Raw genomic sequence first — 1,663 nt, 5'->3', positions numbered from 1 at the left:
CAGGCTGTAGACAAAATCCGGGAGACCCCTCGCGGGCGCCCGGATTTTGCGTTACAATGTAAGTGCAAGTATAAATTGCCGGCGGGTGAGTGCGGTGCTGCGTGGCCGTGGAGACGTGCAGTCCAAGTACGAAATGGTGTTGCTCGAAGACCTGGTGCCGCAAGACCACCTGCTCCGCAAGATCCAAGCCATTTTGGACACCGACTTCATCCGGGAGCGCACCGCAAGGTTCTACAGCAAGGTGGGGCGGCCGGCCGTTGATCCCGTGGTGTTGGTGAAGATGGAGCTGATCGCCTATCTCTACGGGATTCGATCCGACCGTCGCCTGGCCGAGGAAATCCGGCTGAACATCGCCTACCGCTGGTTCCTCGGGTTGGGCCTCACCGATCCGGTGCCGCATTTCACGACGCCAGGCAAGAACTACAGCCGCCGGTGGAAGGACTCCGGCTTGTTCGAAGAACTGTTCGACCATGTGGTCAAGCAAGCGATTGATGCAGGGTACATCGATGGACGCATGATCTTTACCGACTCCAGTCACCTGAAGGCGAACGCAAACAAGCGACGGATCGCCAAGGAAGGTGCGCAAGGGGTTACCCTGGAGGATGTCGCCAGGGCCCGGGAACGGCACGTGGCGGCTCGTCGGGCCGAGCAAGAAGCGTGTGCGTCTGGCGATTCAACGGAGGATGACTTACTGGCTGCAGTAAACGCTGACCGTGAAGCTCACGGCCTGAAGCCGCTGCCGGTGTTGGAGGAAGAACCGGAACCCGAGCTGTCGGTGGAGCAGATCACGGCCAGCCTGACGGATCCGGAAGCGGCCATGCTTCGCCGTGAAGGGAAACCTGACGGGTTTCACTACCTGCAGCACCGGACCGTCGATGGTCTCCACGGGTTCACTCTGGACGTCTTCGTCACATCGGCGGCCATGACCGACGCACAGGTTTACCCCACCTGCCTCAAGCGTGTTGACCGGTTCAAGCTGGAGGTACAGCAAGCCGGAGTCGATGCCGGTTACAACACCTTGCAGAACCTGCGCCTTTTGTCCAAGCGCCAGATTGAAGCTGCGGTAGCCTATCGCCGTCACCCCACACCGAAGGGCCTGATGGGCAAGTGGCGCTTCAAGTATGACAGTGCGGTGGACGCTTACCGCTGCCCGGCCAAGCGGTGGCTGACGTACGTGACTACCACTCGTGACGGCTACCGCGTGTACCGGTCCGACCCTTCGGTCTGTTCGACGTGTCCACTGCTCGGCCAGTGTACCCGTTCATCCACGAAGCAGAAAGTGATACACCGCCACGTACACGAACACCTGCGGGAGGAAGCCCGGGAGTTTCTCAAGACCGAGCTGGGACAGTACCTCACGCAGCGTCGCCGGGAAACCGTTGAGCGCAGCTTTGCAGACGCCAAGGAACTGCACGGCCTGCGCTACGCCCGATACCGAGGCCGCAGGCGTGTGCAGCACCAGTGCCTTGTGTCTGCCCTGGCGCAGAATCTGAAGAAGCTGGCGCTCCTAGAGAGCCGGCGGCTTTCGTGTGCCTCCTGCGTCTAGAGGGGCAGGGAGATCTTGTGCTTCACCGCTCGACAACACTCCAAAGAGGCTTAGCCGGTCCTTTATCTGGCACTACATACCACCAAGCGCCTCTCGTGAGCCGACCTGCGGCCACCA

The 1,663-nt window shown here is 60.9% G+C and carries 1 protein-coding gene; it reads left to right on the top strand.

Annotated features, from left to right (window positions below):
* Positions 1-94: 94 nt before the first annotated feature.
* Entirely contained in the window at positions 95-1,546 is a 1,452-nt protein-coding gene (locus tag J2Z79_RS18130) for an IS1182 family transposase (protein WP_374712519.1), read from the top strand.
* The last annotated feature ends 117 nt before the right edge of the window (positions 1,547-1,663 follow it).

It is taken from the genome of Symbiobacterium terraclitae, assembly GCF_017874315.1.
Lineage (GTDB): Bacteria > Bacillota > Sulfobacillia > Symbiobacteriales > Symbiobacteriaceae > Symbiobacterium > Symbiobacterium terraclitae.
Note: the sequence above shows the minus strand (reverse complement) of the source record. Positions and strands in the feature narration are given on the sequence as shown.